Source organism: Flavobacterium sp. KMS, from assembly GCF_000813005.1.
GTDB lineage: Bacteria > Bacteroidota > Bacteroidia > Flavobacteriales > Flavobacteriaceae > Flavobacterium.
The window spans coordinates 77,005-99,865 of the sequence record NZ_JSYP01000002.1 but is presented as its reverse complement, the minus strand read 5'-3'; the positions used below and the strand labels follow the sequence as shown (position 1 = coordinate 99,865).

Sequence of the window (22,861 nt, the reverse complement as noted above, 5' to 3'; positions counted from 1 at the left end):
CTATAATTCTAAGACCAATTAATTTGAATAATAAACCAATCACTTTTGCAATTTTATTTGCTAAGTATTTTTCGATAGCTAACATGAGACTTAATATTCATAACCTAAGTTATTTACCTAGGTGGATTATAGTTTTAATGGATGTTATGGTATTGATTTTCTCTTTTACTTTTACTTATTTATTATTTAAGGGTACTGGTTTAGGATATATTATAACGCACCATGAGTTTTATTTTGTTGGGTCACTTTTGGGAGTTAATATTTTTTTCTTTTGGTTGTTTAGGACATATTCAGGCATAATTAGGCACTCATCGTATATTGACGCAATCAAATTATTGTTTTCGCAAATGTCAGTGTTGGTTGTTTTCTTGTTCTTCAATTTTGTATTTGAATTATATCATGGCGATAAGGCATTTTTGAATACTGCACTTTTTATAAATATTGTACTTTCGTTCTGTGGATTGTTTTTATATCGAGTAGTTGTGAAGCAAACATTTGAACTTTATTTTGCTGAAAAAAACAATACTAAATTAATTAGAACTATCATCTATGGAACTGATGCTAATGCAATATCAGTAGCTAATGCATTAAAGTTTGAAACACCTTCTCGTTTTAAAATTGTAGGCTTTGTAGATAAAAATAATCAAAATGCTTCGAAGAGGATGTTGGATTTACCAATATTGATCCAAAAGAAAAGATTGCCTGCATTAATGCGTTCCGTTGCGGCCGAAGGAGTTATTATTGCCGACAAAAGTTTATCAAAAGATGAGCAATTAATAATTGTTGACCAATGTTTAGAGTTTAATTATAGAGTATATACTGTTCCATTAATTTCAGATTGGGAAAATCAAAAAGAGATATCTCAAAAAGTGAAAAATATCCAAATTGAAGATTTATTGGAAAGAAAGCCAATAGTACTGGATAGTAAATCAATATCTAAACAGTTAAAAGATAAAACTATTTTAATTACTGGAGCTGCAGGGTCAATTGGTAGTGAAATAGTAAGACAGGTAATAGGATTTAATCCTAAAAATGTAATTTTATTAGACCAGGCAGAAACACCACTACATAGTCTTTGTTTAGAAACTCAAAATATCGTTTCTGATTCAAAAATTCATGCTGTAATTGCAGATGTGAAGAGTAAAGAGGCAATGGAAAGAGTTTTTAAAGTTTATGGACCACAAGTGGTTTTCCATGCTGCTGCATACAAGCATGTACCCTTGATGGAAGGAAATCCATCTCAAGCTATTTTAACAAATATTGAGGGAACTAAAAATCTAGCTGATTTAGCCTGTAAATATAAAGTAAAGAAATTTGTAATGGTATCTACAGATAAAGCTGTAAATCCTAGTAATGTTATGGGGGCTAGTAAACGTATTGCTGAAAAATATGTGCAGTCTTTACATTTAAAAAATCAAAAAGAAAAAGGGAATGATACAACAAAGTTCATCACAACTCGTTTTGGAAATGTATTAGGCTCTAATGGATCAGTCGTTCCTTTATTTACTAAACAAATTGCAGAAGGAGGACCACTAACTATAACCCATCCTGATATTATTAGATATTTTATGACCATCCCAGAAGCATGTCAATTAGTTCTTGAAGCCGGTGCGATGGGTAATGGAGGTGAAATCTATATTTTTGACATGGGAAAACCTGTTCGAATTATTGATTTGGCCAGAAAAATGATAAAATTAGCAGGATTTATTCCAGAAAAGGAAATTAAAATTCAGATAGTTGGACTTAGACCAGGTGAAAAGCTATTTGAAGAATTATTAAATGATACTTCGAAAACATTGCCTACTTATCATAATAAAATTATGATTGCTGAAGAAATTCAAGATGAATATGAAAGTTTACATATAGAAATTGATGAGTTGATAGGAATATCTAAATTTTTTGACAATGACGATATTGTTGCAAAAATGAAAAAAATTGTACCAGAATTTAAGAGCATGAATTCTAGTTTTGAGATTCTTGATAAATAGATGTAATGAGCGTGAAGATATTCACGCTTTAATTTCTTATAATAAGGTGTTTTTTTATAAAAGCACCTTTTTTGTTTCTATTATTTAGAATAGAAATGTGTGTATGATGAAGATAATTTATTTTAATTGTTACATTTGCTCTTAATAATACCATACTTTTTTAGTCAGTAAAATGAAGTAATAGTAACTTATTTCAGAAGTAGAATTTTTAAAATGTCGATGAATAAACCAGAAAACGCTTCAACTCCTTGGTTGTTTGAAATAACACCTAAAAATAGATTCTTCTCTTTAAACCTGAAAGAAGTTTGGCAATACAGAGATTTATTGTTACTTTTTGTTAAACGAGATGTTATTACTGTATATAAGCAGACTATCTTAGGACCGCTTTGGTATTTAATCCAACCATTATTTACTTCTGTAACATTTACAATAATATTTAATAATGTAGCTGGAATTGATACAGGTACTGTTCCTCCATTTTTGTTTAATTTGACAGGAATAACCGTTTGGAATTATTTTACAGCTTGCCTTAATGGAACTTCGGATACTTTTAGAGCTAACGCTAGTATATTTGGGAAAGTCTATTTCCCCAGAATAATTACTCCTTTATCTGTTGTTATTTCGAATCTTGTAAAATTTGGAATTCAATTTTTTATTTTTATAGGTTTCTATATTTTCTATTATTTTCAGGGTGCTGATCTGAGCTTAAATAGCTTAGTTTTATTTTTTCCATTTTTGATTATTATAATGGGGGTATTAGGGTTAGGATTTGGAATGTTAATTTCGGCAATGGTCACAAAATATCGTGATTTTAGTCATTTAATAGGCTTCGGAATACAGCTATTAATGTATTTGTCTGCAGTAATGTACCCAATGAATTTAATTAAAGATAAATTACCAAGTTATGGTTGGCTAGTCGAATACAATCCATTGGCTTATATAATAGAAACAGCACGTTATATGCTTTTAAATGTGGGAGAAGTTTCAATATTAGGATTATCCTTCACTTTGACTGTCACTATCGTAGTATTTTTTATTGGACTTTTAGTTTTTAATAAAACTGAAAAAAGTTTTATAGATACTGTTTAGAATTGAATATTTATAACTGTTTACTTCATTTACCATTTTAGATTTACCATTGAAAAAAGATATAATATTAAAAGCCGAAAACATTTCTAAACAATACCGCTTAGGACAAGTAGGTACCGGAACCTTAAGTCATGATGTTAACCGTTGGTGGCATAAGATTCGAGGAAAAGAAGACCCATATCTGAAAATAGGTGAAACAAATGATCGTTCAATAAAAGGTAACTCGGACTATGTTTGGGCTTTACAAGATGTTAATTTTGAAGTTGAGAGAGGAGAGGTTCTTGGGATTATAGGAAAAAATGGAGCAGGAAAATCGACACTTTTAAAAATACTTTCAAAAGTAACAGGTCCAACAACAGGAAGTATAAAATCTCGTGGGCGTATTGCTTCGCTGCTTGAAGTAGGTACAGGATTTAATGGTGAAATGACAGGACGAGAAAATATATTTTTAAACGGTGCAATTCTCGGAATGACCAAAAAAGAAATCTCTTCAAAGCTTGACGAAATTATTGAATTTTCAGGATGTGAACGATATATTGACACGCCAGTTAAAAGGTATAGTAGTGGTATGACAGTGCGTTTGGCTTTTGCAGTAGCGGCCTTTTTAGAACCCGAAATTTTGGTTATTGATGAGGTTCTTGCAGTTGGTGATGCTGAATTTCAGAAAAAAGCTATTGGTAAAATGCAAGATATTTCTAAAGGTGAGGGACGTACAGTTTTATTTGTAAGTCATAATATGGCAGCAGTTAAGAGTTTATGCACAAGAGGAATTGTTTTGGAGCATGGTAAAGTAAAGTTGATTAGTGATATTGAGCGTGCTATTAGTTATTATTTAGGTGGAGATTCTGAAATTCTGAATCAAAAAAAGTTTGGAGATGATTATGATACTAAGGAATTTAGATTAGAAAAAATTTCAATAAACACTATAGGAAAAAATTTTAATGAAGCACTTTCTGAGAGTAATGAGATAGAATTAAATACTAAAATAATTTTAAAAGATAATAAAGCGGATAGATATCATTTAACATATCATTTGTATAATGAAATGGGAGAAGCTCTTTTTTCTTTTTCTAATGGAAAAGAAAAAAACGCTTTAAAATATGGAAATAATGAATTAACATGTACATTTCCTTCCTCATTTTTTCAATCAGGTCAATATTTTTTATCATTTTTTTTTGTTAAAGATAATAGAGAAGCAGTTTTTGTAGAAAAAGATATTATTTCATTTACTGTGATAGATGGTGGTAGAGAATTAGGAGTTTACATGGGGAGAGAGCCAGGTTACATTAAGCCAAAATTTGAATGGAGAATTAAAAACAGTTAAAATGTTATTTAAAAATTATTTTATTTAATGGGAAATAAAAATGTTACGGTGTCAGTTAATATGATTACGTATATGCATGAACTTTATATAAAAGAAGCCATAGAAGGTGTACTAATGCAGAAAACTGATTTCAATTTTGAATTAATCATCGCGGATGATTGTTCTCCTGATAGAACTCCTGAAATAATTGAAAATATTATAAAAACTCACCCCCAAGGTCATAAAATTAAATATTTTAGGCATGAAAAAAATATTGGAATGCAGGCAAATGGCGTCTTTGCTTACAATCAATGTGATGGAAAATATATAGCTTTATGTGAGGGTGATGATTATTGGACAGATCCATTAAAACTGCAGAAGCAAGTTAATTTTCTTGAAAAAAATATTGAGTACGTACTTTGCTTTCATGAAATCAATATTTTGAAAACTGATGGACAAATTGTAGATGATTTTATAACTAAAGTGCCAGAAAATTATGAAACAATTGAAGATTTAGCTGAATCAGGAAATTGCATTCATACTCCATCTGTAGTTTTTAGAAATATAATTGAAGAATTCTCATTTGAATTTCAGTTATCACCTATTGGCGATTATTTTTTATATATTATGCTTGCAGAATATGGAAAAATAAAATGTTTAAATGAAAAAATGGCAATTTATAGATTTGAAAGTGGATTTTATTCAAAATTAACATATTCTCAAAAATTCAAAAAATGGAATAGAACTTTATTATTGATTTTATCGTATTGTAAAAATGATAAAGTGAAATCGATTATGTTAAAGACATTGTTTGATTCATTAAAATTAAATGATGATGTAGAAAGTAAGCAAAAAATAAATTCTTCAACAAAAAAAAGATTTATTAAAATTGTAAAATTATTAATTCCGCCAATTTTTTTATTAATCAAAAGAAAAATATCTAGTTTAAGATATGTCTCAAAATAAAATACAATTCTTAGCTTATTATCTTCCTCAATATCATCCTATTCCAGAGAATGATAAGTGGTGGGGGAAAGGTTTTACAGAATGGACAAATGTAACTAAAGCTAAACCTTTGTTCAGAGGTCACAATCAACCTATTTTGCCGGGAGAACTGGGCTTCTATGATTTAAGAGTATCTGAAATTCAAGAAAAACAAGCTCAATTAGCAAAAGATCATGGGATTGATGGTTTTATATATTACCAATATTGGTTTGGAAATAGTAAAATGTTATTAGAGAAACCAGCTGAAACTATGTTGAACAATAAAAAAATAGATTTACCTTTCTGTTTTTGTTGGGCAAACGAAACTTGGAAAGGCATTTGGCACGGTTTAGACAATCCAGATGTTTTAATTGAACAAACATATAATGGGGAATCAGATTATATAGATTATTTCAATTATTTATTGCCCTTTTTTAAGGATACTAGATATATTAAAGTTGATAATAAGCCAATGTTTCATATTTATAGATTAGATGAAATATCTAATTTGGATGTTTTTTTTGAAACATTTAAAAAACTAGCAAATAAAAATGGTTTTGATGGTATTTACTTTATTTCTACAGGAAGTATAAATTCGAAAAATGTAATAGATAATAGTAATATCCAGGGTGTAGTAGGTTTAGATGTGTTTAATGAAATACGATATCAACAAAAGACATTTTTTAATAGACAATCTCTTTTAGGTAAAATAGAGAATAAAGTTTTATTAAAAATAGGTTATACAAATGAAGTAGGAAAAAGACTTAAACCTTTAATATTAGATTATTCAAAAGGTATAAAAAAATTAAATATTGATTTTCCACATAAAAAATATATTCAATGTGTTTTTCCAAATTGGGATAATTCTGCCCGTAGTGGGAAAAAATCATTAATTTTTAAAAATGCAAACCCACAATCTTGGTATACTCACTTGGATAATGCGGTAAAAAGAATAAATCGTTACAAATCTAATCCTCAGTTTATTGTAGTGAAATCATGGAATGAGTGGGCTGAGGGAAACTATTTAGAACCAGATAGCAAATATGGATTAAAATGGTTAGAAGTGGTTGAAAAAATTAAGATGGGAATGAAATGAAGCCACTAATTTCTATAATAATCCCAACATATAACAGAGCCCATTTGATAAATGAAGCTCTCGATAGCGTATTAGCTCAAACATATTTCAATTGGCAATGTATTATTATAGATGATGGTAGTACAGATGATTCTGTCGAAATAATCCAGAAATATTTAGATTTAGACTCTCGTTTTTTATGTTTTTCTCGACCAGATAATAAAAAGAAAGGGCCATCCTCTTGTCGAAATTTTGGACTATTACAGGCATGTGGAGATTATGTTATATTTCTTGATTCAGATGATTTACTTGCAACAACTTGCTTAGAAAATAGAATTCAATTTGCTTTGCAAAATAAAGAGTATGATTTTTGGATTTTTAAAATGCAAACCTTCGGTTATAATCAGGCGCCAGTATTTGATTATGGGTTTGGTGCTTATGAGGATGAAAATGGATACTGTAGAAATCAATTTTCAAAAGGAAATCATCCATTTGTAGTAACATGTCCTTTATGGAAAAAAAATGTTCTATTGGACTTACAAGGTTTTAATGAAAATCTTTTCATGTATGAGGATCCAGAATTACATTTACGGAGTTTAAAAAAGGGATATAAATTAAAATTCACAAACTTTGAACAGCCAGACTGTTTTTATAGGCTTAAGGAAGAAATTAGGATTGATATAATAAACAATTTGAAAAATAATTATGTCTTTTTTGAAAATCATTTAGACTGTAATGATATAAATTCAATTTTATATTATAAGCAAATAATAAATAATGTGATTTTAAAAAGTGGTTCGATTGGTCAGTATTTTAAATTTTGTAAACTTGGAATTGAAAAAAGAATACTTTCAAAAAAGAATATTTTTTGCGGTATGATTGTATTGACTTATCATTTTTTTAAATTTTATAACTTAAAAGGTATTGGGTACAATTATTTTAAAACTCAATTTAATAATTTCTAAATCATGAAGAAACCTTTAGTTTCAATAATCATAACCTGTTATAATCTTGGTGAATATCTTGAGGAAGCTATTGATAGTATAAAAGAATACCCAAATCGGGATGATTATGAAATCATTTTGGTTAATGATGGTTCAACTGATACAAAAACAAATACTATTTTAGAAAGTATTGTTTTAAATGATAAAACAATTCAATATATAAATCAATCTAACTTAGGCTTGGCTAAGGCAAGAAATAACGGAATTAAACAAGCCAAAGGGGAATACATTATTCCATTAGATGCTGATAATAAATTAAGACCTGAATTTATTGGGCAAACAATAAGTGTTTTAGATAATAATAAAAATATACATGTTATTCATGGCAATGCTCAAAATTTCGGTAATAAAACTACTATTTGGAAATCTAAACCTTTTTATTTTCCAGAAATGCTTCTCAATAATTATATAGATGCATGTGCTGGATTTAGAAAGTCTGCTTGGGAGAGATTAGGAGGTTATGACGAAAATATGCCAGTAATGGGTTTTGAAGATTGGGACATGTGGCTTCGTATGGGAAATGCAGGTTGTAAATTTGAATATGTAAATGAAATATTTTTTGATTACAGAGTGAGGGATAATTCTATGCTGGCAGATGCCTGGAAGAAAAGAAAGGTTTTGTTAGATTACATTTTTAATAAAAAGGAATTAAAACATTTAGGTCTTTTTAGGGAATTTGTTATTGATAATCAGAGACTTAAAGAAGAGCCGTCATTTGCTTTTTTGATAAAAACAATCGTCAAAAAAGTAAAACGAAAATTACATTTCTAAATGAGTTATTCTAAAAAAATAGTTTTTCTTACAGAAAACATTTCTTGGGGAGGTAGTGAATTACTTTGGTTTAAAACTATTTTAGAGTTAGCAAACTTTAATTACAATGTAGCAATTTGCTTACATGCTAAATTAAAAGTTCCTAATGAAATTTTAAATTTACAGGAAGAAGGGAAGATAATAATTAATACTTCCACGATTGATAGTTTATCATTTTTTAAGCGAATTGCAAATAGGTTTTTATCTTATAGTAAAAGATTCAAATCTCCCAACTTAAGACAAGCATTTATTACCGATTTTAAACCTGATTTAATTGTCATTAATCAAGGATTTAATTTTAATGGAGTTGATTCTATGTTATTTGCTTTGCAAAACAATATAAATTACGTGACGATATCTCATGCAGTAAATGAGGGGATGTGGCCAAATGTTGAATTAAGAAAAAAAATGCAATTGGGGTTTGCAAATAGTATCAAAAACTATTTTGTGAGTCAGGATAATCTCTTGGTAACTCAAAATCAACTAGGCAATATTTTAAACAATACAGAAATTGTCCGTAACCCTTTTAATGTTTCTTTTAAAATTGATTTAAATTTCCCCGAATCAGATAATTTTCACTTGGCTTTTGTTGGACGATATGATTTTTATGCTAAAGGGCAAGATGTTTTATTGCAAGTTCTCTCAAATGAAAAGTGGAAGAATAGGAATCTAGTTGTGAATTTTTATGGAGAGGGAAATGATGTAGAAAATTTGAAAGATTTAATTGAAATGTATCAATTAAAAAAAACAATTATTCATTCTCATACCGCAACAGAAGAAATTTGGAGAACTAATCAAGGCTTAATTTTAACCTCTCGATTTGAAGGATTACCAATTGTAATAGTTGAAGCAATGCTTTGTAAGCGATTTGTAATCGTAACGAACGTAAGTGGGAGCAAAGAACTTGTAATAGATAATGAAACAGGATTCATTGCAGTAGCGCCCAGACCGGAATATGTAGATGAAGCTTTAGAACGTGCCTGGCAGCAAAGAAAGAATTGGGAAAAAATGGGTATTAAAGCAAGGGAAGAAATTACAAGTCAAATTTCTGAAAATCCAGCACTCGATTTTGCAAATAAATTACAGACCATATTAAGTGATTTATAATGTATATAAAAGTTTACTTTATTTTAGCGCATAAAAATCCATCTCAAATCAAAGATTTAATTTCACTATTAGAAGATAATAAATCATTGTTTTTTATTCATTTAGATAAAAAAGTGAATCAGAATGAGTATAAAAGTTTAATTGATAATTCATCTTGTCATTTTGTAAAAAACAGGGTATCATGTACTTGGGGAAAATATAGTTTAGTTCAGGCATCCTTAAATGGGATGAAAGAAGTTCAAAACTTTATAAATACAAATTTTAAGAGCGCAAAATATCATTTCATTATGCTGTCAGGTGAAGATTTACCACTAAAAAAGAATGATTTTATTCATGATTTTTTAAAAACAAAGACAGAAACTTCGTTTTTGAATTACTGGAAATTGCCTTATAGCAAATGGTGGGGAGGAGGTTTATTCAGATTTGAAAATTTATATTTTTTTCAATATAAAAAATATTCAAAATTGAATTATTGGATAAACAGAATTATAAAGAAGATAGGTTTAAAATTTTTACTTCCTCTAAATCGATTCATGCAACAATTTCCTGATTTTAATATTTATGGTGCAAGTCAATGGATGATATTGAATGAGGATATGGTTGCATTCGTTCTAGAAAAGAGTAATGATAATCATAAATTTAATTCTATATTTAAGTACGTATTGGCACCTGATGAATTGTATTTTTCAACCTTAATTTTAAATTTTGATGTACTAAAACAATTTCCAGTCGATAATATAAAAACGCATTTAGTTAATTTTAATGGTGTAGATGCTAGTCCAAAATATCTTGAAATTGAGGATCTAGATTTTAATAAAGAGGATTTCTTATTTGCAAGAAAGTTTGATCCTAATGTAAATCATAAAACTATTGCTAGAGTCATAAAAGAATTAGGTAGATGAAAAAGTTAGCAGTTTTATTACCTACATACAATTCGGCCAAATATTTAGACGAAAGTATCAGTTCTATTTTAAATCAAACCTATTTAGATTTCGATTTGTATATATATGATGATTGTTCTATAGACAATTCAAAAGAAATAGTTGAAAGCTATAGCGACAAACGTATTTTTTATAGAAAGAATAATCAAAATCTTGGCATATCAAAGACGTTAAACAAAGGTCTGGAAGAACTTTTACGAAGTTATCAATTTATTGCAAGAATGGATGCTGACGATTGGGCTTTTCCGGAAAGATTTCAAAAACAGATAGATTTTCTTGAAGAAAACAAATCTATAATGTTATGTGGAACTCAAGGATATTGGCTCAAAGACATGGCTGAAAATCTTTCTTCAGGATGGAAATATCCCTATGGTGATGATTATTTGAAACTATATCTATTATTTGGGGCTTCTTTTGGACATTCCTCTGTTATTTTAAGAAGTGATTTTTTTATTTCTAATAATTTAAGATATGATGAAGATATAAAAACTTGTGAAGATTGGGATTTATGGATTAGAACCTCTAAAAAAGGTGAAATATATAATTTGTCTAATTTTCTTATGAAATATAGAATTGTTAATAATAGTAATCATCGATTATTAAAGAATAAAATATTGCATTTGAAAGAGCGGTCTGCTATTATTTCAAATTATTGGAAAACTTTTGATATTGATTTATCCCCGGAGCAAGTGTTTGAATATTATTACAGTACAAATGAAAATATTAATGAGAATTTTGAAACTAAGTTAGAAATTTTGATTAGTTCCTTTAATAGGTTATTTGATAATCATGCTAAAGATTTAAAAAAACAAGAGAAAAGAATGTTTAGTTATATGTTGGCTCGTAAGATTCTTAACTTTTGGAAACGATCAAGAGTTAGTAAATATAATCTGAAAACTTGGGTTATCATAATAACTAAAGTGAAGTTTATTGGGACAATAAGATTGATTAAAAGCCAGCTTAATTAAATGGAACAAAATAATAGAATCGTACTTTTAGATAGTTTTAGAGCAATTGCCATTATTATGGTGATTTTTTTTCATTTTTTCTCCCGTTGGACAAATTTATATCCTTATCAAGATAGATATGACTTTTTTAGACTAGGTAAGTTTGGTGTACATTTTTTCTTTATGATAAGTGGTTTTGTTATCTTTTTTACGCTGAATAAAACAAAAACATTAAGACAATTTTGGATAAATAGATTTATCAGATTGTTCCCATCAATGCTCTTTGCTTCATTATTGACATATATTTTTTTTAATTTATTTGACAATACTTTTTTATTTCCAACAAGTCATTATTTTAAAAATATTCTAGCCAGTATAACTTTTTTGCAACCAGATTTAATTACATCATTAATCAGACATAAGATAGATTTGGATTATATTAGCGGGTCTTACTGGAGCCTTTGGGTCGAAATTCAGTTTTATGTGTTGGCATCGTTCTTGTATTTTTTTTATCAGCGAAAATTTTATTCTTATTTTTTTATAATGGCAGGATTATTAATAGCTTCAAATTTCTTCTTGTCACATATATATGTCAATAATGCTGTAATTCTAAAGTTGAAGGCTTTTAGGTCAATTTTTAATTTGGCAGATGCATTGCCTTTTTTTTGTTTGGGATCCATACTTTATATATTTTATGAAAATAATCTAAAACAAATTAAAAATTCAATTTGGGAAAAAAGTACATTTTTGTTTTTTACATTTTTATTAGTTATTAGCAATTGCCAGGATTTCAAAAAGTTAATGCTTATCCTCTTCTTTATCTTCATGTTTCTATTGATGATCTATTCTCCTAAACGAATTTCATTTTTAAATAATAAAATATTAAATAGTATTGGAGTATCGTCTTATTTTCTTTATCTGATTCATGAAAATATAGGTGTTTTTTTGATTCATAACAATGGTATAGAATTTAGTTTTTCACCTTTCTTAGCACCAATATTCTACATGTTAATATTAATAATCTTCAGTGTTTTTTTTACTAAATATATAGAGGAAAGGATTGTTTTGTTGTTAAAAAAATCAGATAAATTTTAAAAAAGAATGGAAGCTTCAATTCTTATAGTTTCAAAAAATCGTAGAGAAGATTTATTCAAAACGCTAAATATTTTGGATTTATTGATTGATAAATCTAAAGTTGAGGTTTTAGTTTTTCTGGATGGATGCACAGATGATTCAGCAGATTTACAAAAAGAACTGACTTGGGTGCGATGGTTTGTTTCTCCGAAATCGATTGGAGCTTCGGCAGCCAGACATCGAATTTATCCATTAGCAGTTTCTGAAATTTTGATTGGTTTAGATGATGATGCGCATCCATTAAACGAAGATTTTTTATTTAAAATTGAAACTTTATTTAAAAAATATCCAAATGTAGGGATTATTGCATTAGAAGAAATAAAAGGAATTTATCCGTCCGATATTGAAGCATTAAAGGAAGCTGAAAGTGAGAAAAAAGAATTTCTTTCTTCAGAGTTTATTGGTTGTGGATTTGCTATTCGAAAGTCTGTTTATAATCAAACTAATGGTTTTCCCGTATGGATTGATATTTATGGAGAAGAGTCTTGTTTATCTATTGAAGTTTTAGCAAAAGGATTTGATATATTATATTCTAATGAAATTAAAGTAAACCATAGGGTTAACAGAGAACAAAGAAAATTAGTAAAGCAGAATTATTTTAGATTTGGAAAACAATTAAAAAATGCAACTTATTACTTCTTGGTCTATTATCCTTTCCCTTTAATGAGTATCCTAAAATTATATTGGCATAATTTAAAAAAGTATGCTTTAAGTGATTTTGGGTATTGTAAAATATATTTTAAAACTATTTTTGTGGTATCAATCCATATTCCTAAAATTTTAAAATACCGAAATCCTATTGATAAAAATGTGATCGTGAAAATGAGAAATCTATCAAGTTTAAAATTTTAAGATGAAAACTATTGCTATAATTCCAGCACGTGGAGGATCCAAACGATTACCACAAAAAAATATAAAATTGATAGGTGGAATTCCTTTGTTGGCACACAGTATTTTGTATGCTAAAGCAAATAGCGAAATCATCGATGAAATTTATGTTTCTACAAACGATGAAGAAATCAAACAAGTTGCTTTAGAGTTTGGAGCAAAAGTAATAGATAGACCAGAGGCTATTTCAGGAGATTTTGAGCCTACTATTACGGCACTAAAAAATGTTTTGGAGAATATTGATTCCGCCGATGTTGAAAATGTAATTTTACTTCAACCAACTAATCCACTTCGTCCGGAAGATTTATTGAAAAAAACATTTGAAATTTATGGTAAACAAAATTGCGATAGTTTGTTTACTGTTACCCGAAATCATAATAAGTTAGGAAAGATAGCAGACAATAAATTCATACCTTTTAATTATAAAATCGGACAACGTAGCCAGGATATGGAGCCTCTTTTTTTTGAAAATGGATTGCTTTATATTACAAGAGCAAGATTGATTCTAGAGAATATAATTATTTCTGAAAATGCATTTCCATTTGAAATAGATCATATTTTTGCTAATATCGATATTGATACTCAAGAAGATTTTGATTACGCTGAATATTTATACAATAAACACATAAAATTATAATTCATAACTTATTCATGAATCCATATATAGAAATTGCAGGACGTAAAATTGGGTTAGATTTCCCTCCTTTAGTCATTGCTGAAATCGGAATAAATCACGAAGGTTCTTTACAAGTAGCTAAAGAGATGGTTGATGCAGCAAAACTTGCAGGAGTTGAGGTAGTAAAGCATCAAACGCACATTGTCGAAGATGAAATGAGTGGAGCTGCTAAAAAAGTAATTCCTGGTAATGCAGATGTTTCTATTTATGAAATCATGGAGCGATGCTCGCTGAATGAAGAAGATGAATTAGAACTTAAAAAGTATGTAGAAAGTAAAGGGATGATTTTTATTTCGACCCCATTTTCTCGTGCCGCAGCTAATAGGTTGAAGAAATTTGATATCCCAGCTTATAAAATTGGTTCAGGAGAATGTAACAATTATCCATTGCTAGAGCATGTTGCATCTTTTGGTAAACCTGTAATTTTAAGTACAGGAATGAATACTATAGAAAGTGTTCAAAAAGCTGTTGCTATTTTTGATAAACACAATATTCCAGTAGCGCTTTTGCATACTACAAATTTGTATCCAACTCCAATTCATTTGGTGCGTTTTGGTGCAATGGTAGAATTACATGAAGCTTTTCCAGATAAAGTTTTTGGCTTAAGCGATCACACCTTAAATAATAATGCCTGCTTAGGAGCAGTTGCCCTTGGTGCAAGTATTTTAGAGCGTCATTTTACAGACCATATGCAACGCACAGGGCCAGATATTGTATGTAGTATGGACGAAAAAGTGTGTCAGAAATTAATTATTTCATCTGCGGAAATTGCTTTGATGCGAGGAGGAACAAAAAAGCCAGCATTTGAAGAACAAGTAACAATTGATTTTGCATTTGCAACTGTTTGCGCTATTGCCCCAATAAAAAAAGGAGAGAAATTAACCAAAGATAACATTTGGGTAAAGCGCCCAGGAACTGGTAAAATTCTAGCAGAACATTTTAATGACTTGATAGGAAAAATCGCTTTGAGAAACATAGAGAATGATGAACAATTAGATTTTTCAGATTTTGAATAATTCAATAAAAAAAATTCTATTTCTTACAGGAACTCGTGCAGATTTTAGTAAAATAAAATCGCTAATTCAAGCCCTTGAAAAACAGCAAAACTTTGAAGTATATGTTTTTGTGACGGGAATGCATTTACAAGAGGTTTATGGTTATACGTTAATTGAAATAGAAAGATGTAATTTTAAAAACATCCATACTTTCAAAAATCATACTCATGAAACTACAATGGATTTAACTCTTGCTAAAACCATTGAGGGGTTATCTGCTTATTGTAAGGATGTAAATCCAGATATGATTGTCGTACATGGAGATAGAGTCGAAACATTGGCAGGTGCTATCGTAGGATCTCTCAATAATATTTTAGTTGCACATATAGAAGGCGGAGAAGTTTCTGGTACTGTGGACGAGTTAATTCGCCATAGCGTAAGTAAATTAAGTCATATACATTTTGTATCCAACAAACAAGCGCAGAAAAGATTGATACAAATGGGTGAAATAAAAGAATCAATATTTACAATTGGCTCCCCAGATGTTGATATTATGTTTTCAGATCAGTTACCAGAATTAATAACTGCAAAGGCATATTATAAAATTGATTTTGAAAAATATGCAATAGTTATGTTTCATCCGGTCACGACCGAAATTAAGGAAATGGAGCAATATGTAAAAAACTTTGTGACTTCATTACTGGAAGACAATCATAATTATGTCGTGATTTTTCCGAACAATGATTTAGGAAGCCAATTTATCCTCGAAGAATATGAAAGATTGAAAGGAAACGAAAGATTCAGAATTTTTCCATCACTAAGATTCGAGTATTTTTTAGCATTATTAAAAAACAGCCAATTTATCATAGGTAATAGTAGTGCAGGGATTAGAGAAGCTCCATATTATGGAATTCCGATTATTAATATCGGAACACGTCAGCAGAATAGAGCTGTTCATGCGGATATAATTAATATAGATTATTCTGAAAATGAAATTAAAGAAGCGCTTTCGATTATTGATTCACATAAAATACAAAATATCGAAGATGATTTTGGACAAGGAAATAGTAATCAATTATTTCTAGAATGTCTTAAAAAAGATGATATTTGGCAACTCAATCATCAAAAACAATTTAGAGATATTTAAATAATGCTTACAGTTAGTAATTATCATTATATACGAAATAAGTTTAAGGCTAATTATCCCAGTATATTTGGACTTACTCCTAAAGAGTTTCAACAACAATTAATGTTGCTAAAAAAACAAGGAGATTTTATGAGCCCAAACAATTTGGTAAGTAATATTGATGAGGTATTAAAATCTAAAGAAAATATTTTACTAATAACTTTTGATGATGGTCTAAAAGAGCAATTTGACTTGGCCTTGCCTATTTTGGATGAACTTAATATCCCAGTTATTTTTTTTGCAAATTCATTAAATTTTGAAGATAAAAAAGTAAGCACAGTTCATAAAATTCATTTATTAAGATCGATTATCTCTACAACTGAATTTTTAGATAAAATTTTAAAGATTGAAAAAGTTGATTTTTCAGATCTAGAAAAAGTGAAAGCAAAAGAAATTTATAGATATGACGATGAAAATAGTGCAGTTTTAAAGTATATTTTAAATTTCAAACTAAATTTCAAACAGCAAGAAGGGATTATAAAAAAAATGTTTGATTTGCATTTTGAAGAAAGTAGTGTTCTAGAATCACTTTATATGAGTGAAGAAAATTTAAAGGAAATTGCTAAATTGGGGTATTTGGGAAGCCATACACACAGTCATTATCCATTAGGTTTATTAAATACTGAAAAAATTAAATTTGAACTTGAAAATACTAAAACATTTTTTGAAGGACTAATAGGTTCAAAATTAGATTTAGTTTCATACCCTTACGGAACCCCTGAAACTTGTACAGATGAAGTTGCCGAGATAGCTAAAAAAGTAGGATACAAATTAGGTTTTACAACAAATAGAGGAATAAATGCAGCAACCAGTAATCATTTGTTATTAAATAGATTTGATTGTAATGATTTGGTAGGAGGTAAAAATTATAAAGAAAAGTTATGATTACTAGAGAAGCAACTATAAACGATTGGGGAATTTTAGAATCTTTTTTCAAAATTATATATAGAGAAAATCATCCGCTACACGATAAATTTTTTTGGGAATGGCAATATGGAGATTCAAAACATGGTCGTTCATTTATATGTTTAAACGAAAAAGGTGAAGTTGTTGGTCATGTAGGAGCAAATTTTGGAGGTGGTCTTGCTTGGATTATTAATGTATATCTTAATGAAGAATGCAGAGGAAAAGGTATTCTAGGAAAACTGTATGAATTGGCCCGTAATTATTATCCGTTGGCCGCAACAGCAGCAAATGAAGCGGGATTAGGGCTTTACAAAAATATGCGTTGGATTCGTTATTATGATTTGGTACGTTATGTAAAAATTAATCCAAGTATTGAGAATAAAGATTTTGCCAATGTTTGTGTTCCTATAGATATTGAAATAGAATCTTTGATAAAAAAAGACACTCATTATTTTTGTCAACCATCCATAAAAGGAATTGTTTTAAATGATGGTTCTAGGGCGGTAAGTCAGGAAAATGTAGGAGGATTAAGGATTGTAGATATCCAAAATCTGCAACTGTTAGAAGAGCAAGCATGGCAATTAGGTTATATATGGATGGATTATATTTCTTCGTGGAATGACTTAAAATCTAAAGATTTAGAAAAAAATGGTTGGGTTTTGGATTATAAAAGTACTATTCCATGGCGATTGAATCCTGTAGAGAAAGATAGATTTTGTGATATTACATTTCTTTCAGAAAAGCCTTTAGATAATAATTTTGTAGTGCATAGATCCTATTCTGATCATGGAAGAATTGGAAGTCTAAAATAAGAGTTTTTTATGAAGAATTTAGGGGTTGTTATTACAGATGGTGTTGGATTTCGTAATTTTATATTAACCGATTTTATTAAGGAAGCAAAAGTTAATTTTGATGAAGTAATTATTTATTCATGTTTGCCAAAAACAGTTTATAGTGATTTCAATTTAGAGTGTAAAATTATAGAATTAAGGGTTTTTGAGGAGTCTTTTTATACGTGGTTTTTTAGAAAAGCTAAAGAAGTTACCCATTTGCAATTACATGCAAAAGGCAATTTTGGTATCGAAGACAATTTAAGCAGCACTAAATCGAAAGCAAAAAATCCGAGAGGATTTGCAACAAGAACTATTCATAAATGTTCCAAATTATTTTATTCAGAGAAATTGATTTGGATCTATAATCGTTTACAACAACAAACGTTTAAAAACGATTTAATAACCAAAGAATATTTAAATCTTTTAAAAGAGGATAACATTTCTACGTTATTTTTTACACATCAGCGTCCACCATTTATCGCCCCACTTATTTATGCCGCAGAAAAATTAAAAATTAAGACTTCAGCTTTTATTTTTAGTTGGGATAATTTAGCTTCGAAAGGTAGAATGGCAGGTGTTTTTGATTTTTATTTGGTTTGGAGTCATTTGATGAAACAAGAATTACTTACTTTTTATCAATCTGTAAAAGAAAAGCAAATAAAAGTGGTAGGAACTCCACAATTTGAGCCTTATTCAAGTAATGAATTTGGATATGGTAAAGAGGATTTTTTAGGAAAGTTTAAAATTGATAATAATTATCCAATTATATTTTTTACTTGTAATGATACAAGTAGTGAAAATGACCCAATCTATTTAGAGTTACTAGCAAAATTTATTTCAGAAGAAAGACTTGTGAAAAAAGTTAATCTAATAGTTAGAACATCCCCAGCTGAAGAACCTATAAGATTTGAGAATTTAATTAAAAAGTTCCCTTTTATTATTTGGAACTTTCCTGACTGGAATATTAGCAGAGAAGGACATCAGGAAGCTTGGACGCAAAGAGTGCCAACTGTTGAGGATTTGAATGATTTAAAAGCGTTATTAAAATATTGTGATTTGTGTATAAATGTCCTGTCAACAATCACTTTAGATGCTTTTATTTTTGATAAACCAGTTATAAATCCTGTTTTTGGAACGGATAAAAACGGTTGGTTCGATGATCAAAAATTTTTGAAATATAAACATTTATCAAAATTAGTTGATTCCGATTCAACTAATATTGTCAAAAATGAAAATGAATATTTAGATGCAGTTAATTTTATTCTTGAAGGAAAAGATAATAAACAAGAACAAAGAGTAAGCTTTCTTCGACTACAAATAGGAAGAGAATTAAAAAATACTAGTAAACGCATTGCCACAACGTTATTATCATTCAATGATTAAGACAAAAATAGCAGTTCTCTGCAATTATGAATTACTTCCTGAAAGAGTTGGAGGTATGGATTATTTTTTCTGGGAGTTTGATAAAAAGTGTAAAGAGGATAATATTGAAGTTGATTGGTTTTTTCCTAACAAATCTAGTCACGGAAGTTATTCGGATTTGTCTATTTACAGTAGTAAAACAGAAAATGTTGAAAATTATTTCCTGTCTTTTTATAATCAAAATAGAGAAGAGTACACACATATTATTACACATTTTGTAGAATTATGTACCCCTTTATTCTATAAAATAAAAAAAATATCAAAAGCTAAAATAATTGCGGTAGATCATAACCCGAGACCATTAAGCGGATATGCATTCAAGAAGAAAATAAATAAAACACTAAAAGGAATTTTATTTTCGAGATATATTGATGTTTTTGTCGGAGTATCAAATTATACTGTAAATGAAATTTTGAGAGATTTTGGTTCTCATTTAAAACCTAAAACTGTAACCATTTACAATGGTGTTATTTTAGATGCAATTTTAACGAGAGATAAAAGAGAAATCATAAAGCCAAGTTTCTTGGTGGCTTCGCATCTTAGAGAGTCTAAAGGAATTCAAGATTTAATTGAAGCAATAAATCTTCTTCCTATTAAAATAAAAGATCAAATTGTAATAACTATTTATGGAGATGGGCCATATAGAAAAGTACTAATTAATAAAATTGAAAAATATAGTCTAGAAAAGTGTTTTGTTTTTAAGGGAAGTAAATCCAATTTAAATGAAATTTTTTCGCAATACGATTATATGCTGCAGCCTACACATATGGAATGTTTTAGTTTATCTATTTTAGAAAGTCTTGCAGCAAATGTTCCTGTAATTACAACAAATGTAGGAGGAAATACTGAAGTAATTATTTCTGGTGAAAACGGATATATTTTTGAAGCAAAAAATATAAATGCTTTAGCTACAATTCTAGAAGATATTTATTTAGGAAACAAAAAGATATCAGTTAATACAAGGGAATTAATTTCCAATTTCTTTTCTTTGCCGAAAATGGTAGAAAATCATTTTAAACTACTTATGTAGTATATTCATTAAATTTAAAATTTCATAAATCCCATAAATGTTTTTTAATTCCTTGGCTTTTGCCATTTTTTTACCAATCGTTTTTTTTCTGTATTGGTTTGTCTTTAATAAAACAAAAAGCACTCAAAATGCTTTATTAATTATTGCTAGCTATTATTTCTATTCTTGTTGGGATTGGAGATTTCTTTTTTTATTAGTTTTTTCTACATTTTTGGATTATTACACTGGAATTCAAATTGAAAAAGGAAAGACAGAAAGAAGTCGGAAATTTTGGTTCTGGCTTAGTATTTCAGTCAATTTAGGATTCTTAGGAGTTTTTAAATACTATAATTTTTTTGCAGCGTCTTTTGCAGAACTATTAAATTCTGTTGGAATTCAGGCAAGTCCTATTTTATTAAAAGTCATACTTCCTGTCGGAATCTCATTTTATACCTTTCATGGATTATCATATGTAATTGATATCTATCTTAAACGAATAAAAGCCGAATATAACTTTGTAGATTATTCTCTGTTTGTTAGTTATTTTCCACTTCTAGTTGCAGGACCAATAGAAAGAGCCACACATTTATTGCCACAAGTAAAAGTAAAACGCGAGTTTAATTTTCAAATGGCGAAAGAAGGTATTTACCAAATTATTTGGGGATTAGTTAAAAAAGTTGTAATTGCAGATACTTGTGCTACCTATGCCAATGCTATTTTTGATAATTATACTTCAATGAATTCTTTCTCTCTTATTTTGGGCGCAATATATTTTGCATTCCAAATTTATGGGGACTTTTCAGGATATTCAGATATTGCACTAGGAGTTTCTAAGTTATTTGGTTTAGATTTATTACGAAATTTTAATTATCCATATTTCTCACGAGACATAGCCGAGTTCTGGCGTCGTTGGCACATTTCGCTGTCGTCTTGGTTCCGAGATTACCTTTACATTCCTTTAGGTGGGAGCAAAGGAGGTATTTGGATGAAAATCAGAAATACCTTTATCATTTTTGTAGTTAGCGGATTTTGGCATGGTGCCAACTGGACATATATTGTTTGGGGATTTATAAATGCAGTTTACTTTCTGCCTCTACTTTTATCAAATAGCAACAGAAATAACATGGATGCAATTGTACTAAAGTGGAATTTTGGTTCTGCAAAAGTAATAATGAGTATTCTTTATACTTTTTTATTGACTTGTGTAGCTTGGGTATTTTTTAGAGCCAGAACAATAACCGATGCAGTAGAATATTTAAAACGTATGGTAACAAATAAAAATTTTACTTTCCAGTATTTAGATAATGAACGTTACAATTATGAATTACTTCTTATGATTGGAATATTTGTTCTAGTCGAATGGAACAATCGTACCAAAGTTGAACCACTTTCTGGTAAAAAAAACTTGCTTAAGATAGCTTTAGCTATTACTGCAATAATGGCATTTGGAACATTTTCTGATTATAAAGAATTTATATATTTTCAATTTTAATGAAGCGTTTTTTAATTTATTCAGGGATAATTATTGCTATTAACATTTTGATAGCAGTTGTGCTAGATGGAGTATACACAGGAATTTTCATGCAGTCTAAAAACCGCGGAAAAATCGAAACGGTTATAAATTCAAAAGATATAAAGTATGATGTAGTGATTTTAGGATCTTCACGTGCTAATAATCATTTTGTTTCGCAGATGTTTGAAGATAAAGGATTTAAAACGTTTAATTATGGGATGAGTGGAGGGCATTTATTTGAAGCATCATTGCTTTTAAAATTAATGATTGAGAGAAAATATGAAATCAAAAATGTAATTCTTGAAGCCGATTTGAACCTTTCTAATGATCAAGAGTCTGAGGGAGTTTCGACAAAGTTTTTACCATATATTCATAATTCAACAGTTATAAAAAATCATTTTTCTACTGAAGAAAATTTTAATAAATTATTTTATATCCCATTTTATAGATATGTGAAGTATGATTCTGAAATTGGATTTAGAGAAGTTTATAAAACTGTAATAGGTGAAAAAACAAATGCTTTGGACAATTTAGGATATTATCCGTTGGTAAAACATAAAAACGGAAATATGAAAAATAATATTGTCAATTTAAATCCTTTGTCACACAATAAGTATTACGAAGAAATTAAAAATATCTGTAAGGCGAATGATATCAATTTTATTGCTGTAATGACCCCCATGTGTGAAAATGTTGTAGGGATGAATTATTTCGAGAAAGTAAAAAAGGCATATCCTGAGATTCATAATTATGAAAATGTTGTAAAAGAAGATAAATATTTCTCATCTTGCGGGCATATGAATGATAGTGGTGCAAGAATATTTACGACTAGAATTTTGAAAGATTTTTTTAATAAATAAATATGCTTAAACAAATTAATTTAAAGATAATCCTGATTCTATTTTCTATTCTAATCTTAATTGTCCCTGATATTATAATTAATAGAGGAGAAGGTTTATTAACTTTTGGTTTAACAATATTTTCAAAATGTTGTTTTTATTTATTTTTATATTTAATAATATTAAATTTACTTAAATCATATTTTTGGACT

The 22,861-nt window shown here is 28.8% G+C and carries 21 protein-coding genes; 20 read left to right on the top strand and 1 reads right to left on the bottom strand.

Annotated features, from left to right (window positions below; translation table 11 throughout):
- Positions 1–83 precede the first annotated feature (83 nt).
- The 10 genes from OA93_RS03095 to OA93_RS24010 all read left to right on the top strand — a co-directional run bounded on the left by OA93_RS03095 (position 84) and on the right by OA93_RS24010 (position 11,269).
- Complete coding sequence (locus OA93_RS03095) at positions 84–1,988, top strand: nucleoside-diphosphate sugar epimerase/dehydratase (protein WP_117615797.1); 1,905 nt, start codon at positions 84–86, stop codon at positions 1,986–1,988.
- 219 nt (positions 1,989–2,207) lie between these two features.
- Positions 2,208–3,077 carry an ABC transporter permease gene (locus tag OA93_RS03090; protein WP_039111914.1) on the top strand — a complete coding sequence of 290 codons (870 nt, stop codon included), beginning with the start codon at positions 2,208–2,210 and terminating at the stop codon, positions 3,075–3,077.
- A gap of 49 nt (positions 3,078–3,126) precedes the next feature.
- Complete coding sequence (locus tag OA93_RS03085; protein WP_039111694.1) at positions 3,127–4,401, top strand: ABC transporter ATP-binding protein; 1,275 nt, start codon at positions 3,127–3,129, stop codon at positions 4,399–4,401.
- 27 nt (positions 4,402–4,428) lie between these two features.
- On the top strand, positions 4,429–5,346 hold the full coding sequence (locus OA93_RS03080) for a glycosyltransferase (RefSeq protein ID WP_052259362.1): 918 nt from the start codon (positions 4,429–4,431) through the stop codon (positions 5,344–5,346).
- The gene (locus OA93_RS03075) at positions 5,333–6,460 is read left to right on the top strand and encodes a glycoside hydrolase family 99-like domain-containing protein (RefSeq protein WP_039111692.1); all 1,128 of its coding nucleotides are present in this window, start codon (positions 5,333–5,335) and stop codon (positions 6,458–6,460) included. Before OA93_RS03080 ends, OA93_RS03075 begins: the two co-directional genes overlap by 14 nt.
- Positions 6,457–7,404, top strand: a complete 948-nt coding sequence (locus OA93_RS24015; protein ID WP_052259361.1) for a glycosyltransferase family 2 protein — start codon at positions 6,457–6,459, stop codon at positions 7,402–7,404. Before OA93_RS03075 ends, OA93_RS24015 begins: the two co-directional genes overlap by 4 nt.
- A 3-nt stretch (positions 7,405–7,407) precedes the next feature.
- Positions 7,408–8,214, top strand: a complete 807-nt coding sequence (locus OA93_RS03065) for a glycosyltransferase family A protein (RefSeq protein ID WP_052259360.1) — start codon at positions 7,408–7,410, stop codon at positions 8,212–8,214.
- A complete protein-coding gene (locus OA93_RS03060; RefSeq protein WP_052259359.1) occupies positions 8,215–9,360 on the top strand; it encodes a glycosyltransferase in 1,146 nt (381 codons plus the stop codon).
- Complete coding sequence (locus tag OA93_RS03055; protein WP_039111691.1) at positions 9,360–10,262, top strand: beta-1,6-N-acetylglucosaminyltransferase; 903 nt, start codon at positions 9,360–9,362, stop codon at positions 10,260–10,262. Before OA93_RS03060 ends, OA93_RS03055 begins: the two co-directional genes overlap by 1 nt.
- On the top strand, positions 10,259–11,269 hold the full coding sequence (locus OA93_RS24010) for a glycosyltransferase family 2 protein (RefSeq protein ID WP_052259358.1): 1,011 nt from the start codon (positions 10,259–10,261) through the stop codon (positions 11,267–11,269). Before OA93_RS03055 ends, OA93_RS24010 begins: the two co-directional genes overlap by 4 nt.
- A gap of 509 nt (positions 11,270–11,778) precedes the next feature.
- On the opposite strand, the gene OA93_RS25320 is transcribed toward OA93_RS24010, so the two are convergent.
- Positions 11,779–11,928, bottom strand: a complete 150-nt coding sequence (locus tag OA93_RS25320; protein ID WP_240474655.1) for a hypothetical protein — start codon at positions 11,926–11,928, stop codon at positions 11,779–11,781.
- Positions 11,929–12,349: 421 nt separating this feature from the next.
- On the opposite strand from OA93_RS25320, the gene OA93_RS03040 reads away from it, so the two are divergent.
- The 10 genes from OA93_RS03040 (at position 12,350) to OA93_RS02995 (ending at position 22,670) form a co-directional block, all read left to right on the top strand.
- The gene (locus OA93_RS03040) at positions 12,350–13,234 is read left to right on the top strand and encodes a glycosyltransferase (RefSeq protein WP_039111688.1); all 885 of its coding nucleotides are present in this window, start codon (positions 12,350–12,352) and stop codon (positions 13,232–13,234) included.
- 1 nt (position 13,235) lies between these two features.
- Positions 13,236–13,907, top strand: a complete 672-nt coding sequence (locus tag OA93_RS03035; RefSeq protein WP_039111687.1) for an acylneuraminate cytidylyltransferase family protein — start codon at positions 13,236–13,238, stop codon at positions 13,905–13,907.
- A gap of 14 nt (positions 13,908–13,921) precedes the next feature.
- Positions 13,922–14,962, top strand: coding sequence for an N-acetylneuraminate synthase family protein (locus OA93_RS03030; protein ID WP_039111686.1), 1,041 nt, complete (start codon positions 13,922–13,924; stop codon positions 14,960–14,962).
- Entirely contained in the window at positions 14,955–16,088 is a 1,134-nt protein-coding gene (gene neuC, locus OA93_RS03025; protein ID WP_276203393.1) for a UDP-N-acetylglucosamine 2-epimerase, read from the top strand. Before OA93_RS03030 ends, neuC begins: the two co-directional genes overlap by 8 nt.
- A gap of 144 nt (positions 16,089–16,232) precedes the next feature.
- Positions 16,233–17,012 (top strand): polysaccharide deacetylase family protein, encoded by a 780-nt coding sequence (locus tag OA93_RS03020; RefSeq protein WP_165572086.1) that lies wholly within the window; start codon positions 16,233–16,235, stop codon positions 17,010–17,012.
- Positions 17,009–17,845: a GNAT family N-acetyltransferase gene (locus OA93_RS03015; protein WP_039111684.1), complete on the top strand. Its 837-nt coding sequence runs from the start codon at positions 17,009–17,011 to the stop codon at positions 17,843–17,845. Before OA93_RS03020 ends, OA93_RS03015 begins: the two co-directional genes overlap by 4 nt.
- 9 nt (positions 17,846–17,854) lie before the next feature.
- Complete coding sequence (locus tag OA93_RS03010) at positions 17,855–19,249, top strand: hypothetical protein (protein ID WP_039111683.1); 1,395 nt, start codon at positions 17,855–17,857, stop codon at positions 19,247–19,249.
- Positions 19,242–20,318, top strand: coding sequence for a glycosyltransferase family 4 protein (locus OA93_RS03005; protein ID WP_240474653.1), 1,077 nt, complete (start codon positions 19,242–19,244; stop codon positions 20,316–20,318). The genes OA93_RS03010 and OA93_RS03005 overlap by 8 nt, the downstream gene beginning before the upstream one ends.
- A gap of 37 nt (positions 20,319–20,355) precedes the next feature.
- A complete protein-coding gene (locus OA93_RS03000; RefSeq protein WP_039111681.1) occupies positions 20,356–21,789 on the top strand; it encodes an MBOAT family O-acyltransferase in 1,434 nt (477 codons plus the stop codon).
- Positions 21,789–22,670, top strand: a complete 882-nt coding sequence (locus tag OA93_RS02995) for a hypothetical protein (protein WP_039111680.1) — start codon at positions 21,789–21,791, stop codon at positions 22,668–22,670. Before OA93_RS03000 ends, OA93_RS02995 begins: the two co-directional genes overlap by 1 nt.
- The last annotated feature ends 191 nt before the right edge of the window (positions 22,671–22,861 follow it).